Genomic DNA, 4,611 nt, shown 5'->3' on the forward strand with positions numbered 1-4,611 from the left:
GTATAGAGAAAAGTAACATTTTTCTATCTTTTAGGTAGAGAAATAGGGAGGTTGTAGGAAGTGTTTTAAAGTATTTGATTTATGCTTGAAAATGTGTATTTTTGGCGAGAGATTTAACGCGTGGGGATTTTGGCAGTTTTGACTGCTCCGCCACACTCGCCACAGGATTTTTTACAAAATTATCTTGGTGGGTTTGGGATTTTAAATGTGATTTTTGCTGCATTTATTGGCATTTTGCTTTATGTTAGGGTGGAGGCAATTATACCTATTGGTGTCGCATTACTTGGAGTTGGCGTCAATGAGGGTGTAATAATGAGTTTTTTAATCGCTGGCGCTGGTTGCTCTCTGCCTGAACTCATATTATTAAAAAGCATATTTAAGTTAAATTTTTTAGCATTGTTTGTTGGGTTGGTTTTATGTATTGCCATAGGATTTGGTATGATTATTTATTTTTTATAGTGAGGCATAAGATGAATAAGGTTGATAGTTTTTTAAACATTGTGGGTGCGCTCAATGATGAGACGAGAATATTAATTTTGAATTTTTTACCTGCAAATGGTGAGACTTGCGTATGTGATTTGCAAAATATGTTAGATATGAAGCAATCACGCTTATCAAGGCATTTGAAAATATTAAAAGATTCAGGCTTTTTATATGTAAATCGTAAAGGTGCTTGGGCGTATTATGGGATAAATAATCATTTAACCCCCTTTCATCAACAAGCTTTGCAAGCCATAGAAGAGCTTGATTTAAGATGTTTGCCACCTTTTTAGTGTTGGGAAAATTTTAGTGCAGTGTGCTTTGAATTGCTCATTGCTCATTCCCGCTTGTGCGCCATATAGCGAACACATTTCTATATACTCTTGCATTGAGACTTTATCTATAAATTCACCTCTTTCATAACAATACTTGCAATAATCAACACTCGCGCTTCCGTCCTTTTCTAAGCCCATTTGTTCTTTGGAAGTAAGGGGCATACCGCAGCTTTGGCAGATTGTATTTTGCATTAAGAATCCCTCTTTTTTCTTTAGAATCTATTCTTTATACCATTTTGGCGGATTGTTTTGTAATGGAGAACTTCCAAATATATCACGCATATCCAAAACGTTCTTGACGTTCCAACTATCCAAAGACTGATTGAATGATTCTGCCCCATAAAACATCTCTTGTATATATTTCACGCTGCTTGTATTCCACTTATCCAAAGGCTGATTGAAAGATTCTGCACTGTAAAAAATATTATCCATATATTTTACCTTACAAGTATCCCATGATTCTATCCCGCTGAAATCTTGCCTTGTGCTTCCTTCAAAAAGTTTTGCCATATCAGTAATGGCAGAAGTATCAATTTCTCCTAGATTAATACTTTCATCTTGGACAAAAGCCTTTAATTCCTCTCTAGTCTTTGGAAAATATTTGTGTTGAGAATCTGCGTAACTACTAGATAAATTAAAGACCATTATTGCCAATAATGCAAAGCCTACTTTTTTCTTTGTCCCCATTTTATACATTTTATTCTCCTTACTTCACACAAGATTACTCGCCACAAGCTCGGCTTGTTCTATGACTCTATCCACTGCAAGTTTTTGCATATCAGGCGGATAGCCATATTTTTGCAGCACCCTTTTAACTGCCACACGAAGCTTTGCTCGCACACTTTCTTTATGCTGCCAATCTAAGCTAACATTTTGCTTGAGAGTTTGAAAAATCGCTATGGCAAGTTCTTTTAGCTCATTTTTACTCATCACTTCTTTTGCACTTTCATTTTTGGCAATCGCTTCATAAAAGGCATATTCATAGTCTTTTAATCCCATTTCCTGCCTCTGCATATCACTCGCAACGAGTTCTTTGCCTAGGGCAATCAGCTCCTCTATGGCTTCTGCTACACTAAGGAGGTTGTTTTGATATTTTTGCATTGTCTTTTGCAGTCGCTCTATCAAGCTTTTTGCAGAAAGTGCAGAGCTAAGACGCGCACTTAGTTCATCATTTAAAAGCTTTTGCAAAGTCTGCAAGGCAAGGTTTTTGTGTTTATGGGAGGCAAGCTCGCTTAAAAACTCCTCTGAAAGGATAGAGAGGTTTGGCTTTGCAATCCCTGCGCTATCTAAAAGTTTCACTACCCCCTCACTCACAATCGCGTCATTAATAATTTGCCTAATTGCGCTTTGTGGCACAAGAGATTTTCCCTCCTCCTCTCTTTCGTATTTTTGCAAAGTCCTTTTGATGAGGTCAAAAAACGCCACATCTTTTGCGATTTTCTCCGCTTCCTCGCAAGGCAGAGCCATTGCATAGGATTTTAAAAGCCTTGTTGTATTATCTAAAAATCGCTTTTTGCCATTTTCTTGGGCTAGGATACATTCTAAAACTTGGGCGATAAACTGAAGTTTTTCTTGTGCGTTAAGCGTAAAATACTGCAAATAGTTGATTCCTTGCAGCATTTGCGCGGTAATTTCATAGTTTTCTTGCATTTTGTCAATGATTTTGTCTTTATCCTGCACAAACTCGCCCTTGCCTCCGCTTTGAGTATAAAATTCTAGTGCATTTTTTAGTTCATTGGCAATTCCTAAATAATCCACCACCAGCCCCGCCGGTTTGTCTTTATACACGCGATTTACCCTCGCTATGGCTTGCATAAGGTTATGTCCGCTTAGGAATTTATCCATATAAAGCGTATGCAGCGGTGGCACATCAAAGCCTGTGAGCCACATATCACACACGATAACCATTTGTAGCTCATCATCAATGCTTTTAAGCCTTTTAGCGATTTCGCTTCTTTGCGCCTTGCTCGTGTGGTGTTTGCTTATTTTTTCTCCATCATCGCTCTTTGCGGTGATAATCACTTTGATTTTACCCTTTGTGGAATCCTCATTATGCCACGAGGGATTTAAATGCACGATTTGCTCATATAAAGACACTGCGATTTCTCGGCTCATACAAACAATCATCGCCTTGCCTTGCAAAATCTTCTGTCGCTGTGTAAAATGCTCTAAAATATCCTTTGCGATAGTTTGTAGTCTATCCTTTGCCCCGACAATCTCGCATAATCTTGTGGCTTTGGCGTTGATTTTCTCTTGCTCCTCACTTTTGCTTAGTTTAGAATCTAGCGCGCTTAAAATCTCTTGTCCCTCTGCGCTTAAAGCAATTTTAGCTAACCTGCTTTCATAATAAATTGGCAAAGTCGCCTTATCCTCTACCGCTCTTGCAATATCATAAATATCAATGTATTCTCCAAAAACGCGCCTTGTGTCCGCGTCTGCCTTTTCTATCGGCGTGCCGCTAAAGCCTAGATAAGTGGCATTTGGTAGCGCGTCTCGCAAATATTTTGCATAGCCATAGCGGAGTTGCGCCTCCTCATCAAGTCGCGCTTCAAAGCCATATTGGCTTCTGTGAGCTTCATCACATAGCACGAGGATATTTTCTCTTTTGCTTAAGCATTCAAAGCTTTCTCCCTCGCTTCTAAATTTTTGAATCGTGCTAAAGACAATGCCCCCACTTGCCCTTTTAAGCTTTGCTTTTAAGTCCTGTGTGCTAGTTGCAAGGATTGGCTCTGTGCGTAAAAGCTCCTTTGCTCTAGCAAAAGTGCCAAAAAGCTGCTCGTCAAGGTCGTTTCTATCGGTGATGAGTAAAAGCGTGGGGTTGGCAAAGCTCGCAATCGCCTTTGCGCTGAAAAATACCATTGTGAGACTTTTGCCACTCCCTTGCGTGTGCCAGAGCACCCCTCCTCTTTTGTCTCCATTCATTGCGCTTCTAGCGGATTCTATTGCCTTTTGCACCGCATAGTACTGATGATAGGCAGCGATTTTTTTGTTGATTTTTGTCGTGGATAAGCCTGCTTTATCATAAAAAGTCTCTTTTTCAAAGAAGATAAAAAAGCGCGTAAATTCCAAAAGATTGTGAGGCTTTAATACATCAGGTATTTGGGGCATTTGCGTATTGGTTTTATCCTCGTCTTTCCACACCATAAAGCGTGTGAAGTCCGCACTCAAGCTCCCCACCTTGCTATTTAGCCCATCGCTTACCATACATAGCGCATTGGAGATAAAAAGCATAGGAATCTGCGCCTTGTAAGTTTGAATCTGATGATAGGCGTTTTGCAAGGTAGCATTTGGATTTAGAGGATTTTTAAGCTCACACACCACTAAGGGTAAGCCATTGACAAAGAGCATAACATCAGGGCGTTTGGGCATTTTAGATTCAAAATGGAGTTGATTAGCACACAAAAAGTGATTGTTTTGCGGGTTTTCAAAATCTAGCACTTGCAAGAGAATGCCTCGCATTTCACCATCAAGTAGTACTTCAAGCGGGATACCCTGCGTAAGATAAGCGTGGCATTTCGCATTTGCTTCTAAAAGTTCCTCATTTTCAAGGGCTTTAAGTCTAGCCAATGCCTCGCTTATAAGCTGCTCTTGGGTTTCTTGGCTTAAGGCTAGATTGCAAGGTTTGGAATCTGCAAAGTTAATCCTCTGCACCGCTTCTTTAAACTCACTCTCAAGTATCCACTCCTCGCTTTTGCGCTCTAATTCCTTGCCGCTTTTGTAGTCATATCCTGCGTTTTCTAAATGTTGCAGGAGCAAGGATTCTATGGCGTTTTCATCAAGCTTTTGAGGTTCTTGC

General features: G+C 39.8%; 5 protein-coding genes and 1 pseudogene. 2 read left to right on the forward strand and 4 right to left on the reverse strand.

Annotation, left to right across the window (positions count from 1 at the left end; all coding sequences use genetic code 11):
* Window positions 1-79 precede the first annotated feature (79 nt).
* Entirely contained in the window at window positions 80-223 is a 144-nt protein-coding gene (locus tag LS67_RS10055; protein ID WP_236096388.1) for a hypothetical protein, read from the reverse strand.
* On the opposite strand from LS67_RS10055, the pseudogene LS67_RS09315 reads away from it, so the two are divergent.
* Both LS67_RS09315 and LS67_RS09320 read left to right on the forward strand, forming a co-directional pair.
* Window positions 160-459: pseudogene (locus tag LS67_RS09315) on the forward strand (permease); the annotation flags it as partial. The gene LS67_RS10055 and the pseudogene LS67_RS09315 overlap by 64 nt on opposite strands.
* Window positions 460-470: 11 nt before the next feature.
* Window positions 471-773 carry an ArsR/SmtB family transcription factor gene (locus LS67_RS09320; RefSeq protein WP_034328478.1) on the forward strand — a complete coding sequence of 101 codons (303 nt, stop codon included), beginning with the start codon at window positions 471-473 and terminating at the stop codon, window positions 771-773.
* Here LS67_RS09320 and LS67_RS09325 read toward each other — a convergent pair.
* The 3 genes from LS67_RS09325 to LS67_RS09335 are packed head-to-tail and all read right to left on the reverse strand — an operon-like array spanning window position 750 to window position 4,580.
* Window positions 750-1,007, reverse strand: a complete 258-nt coding sequence (locus LS67_RS09325) for a zinc ribbon domain-containing protein (RefSeq protein WP_034328479.1) — start codon at window positions 1,005-1,007, stop codon at window positions 750-752. The genes LS67_RS09320 and LS67_RS09325 overlap by 24 nt on opposite strands.
* A 27-nt stretch (window positions 1,008-1,034) precedes the next feature.
* Complete coding sequence (locus tag LS67_RS09330; protein WP_052099938.1) at window positions 1,035-1,511, reverse strand: BspA family leucine-rich repeat surface protein; 477 nt, start codon at window positions 1,509-1,511, stop codon at window positions 1,035-1,037.
* Window positions 1,512-1,526: 15 nt separating this feature from the next.
* Window positions 1,527-4,580 carry a type I restriction endonuclease subunit R gene (locus LS67_RS09335; RefSeq protein WP_138109720.1) on the reverse strand — a complete coding sequence of 1,018 codons (3,054 nt, stop codon included), beginning with the start codon at window positions 4,578-4,580 and terminating at the stop codon, window positions 1,527-1,529.
* Between the last annotated feature and the right edge of the window lie 31 nt (window positions 4,581-4,611).

It is taken from the genome of Helicobacter sp. MIT 03-1616 (assembly GCF_000765685.2).
GTDB classification, from domain to species: domain Bacteria; phylum Campylobacterota; class Campylobacteria; order Campylobacterales; family Helicobacteraceae; genus Helicobacter_C; species Helicobacter_C typhlonius.

What these genes read in the sequence shown, in the direction of transcription:
- LS67_RS10055 (WP_236096388.1), bottom strand. Translation starts at nt 223, where the DNA reads ATGCAGCAAAAATCACATTTAAAATCCCAAACCCACCAAGATAATTTT.
- LS67_RS09320 (WP_034328478.1), top strand. Translation starts at nt 471, where the DNA reads ATGAATAAGGTTGATAGTTTTTTAAACATTGTGGGTGCGCTCAATGAT.
- LS67_RS09325 (WP_034328479.1), bottom strand. Translation starts at nt 1,007, where the DNA reads ATGCAAAATACAATCTGCCAAAGCTGCGGTATGCCCCTTACTTCCAAA.
- LS67_RS09330 (WP_052099938.1), bottom strand. Translation starts at nt 1,511, where the DNA reads ATGTATAAAATGGGGACAAAGAAAAAAGTAGGCTTTGCATTATTGGCA.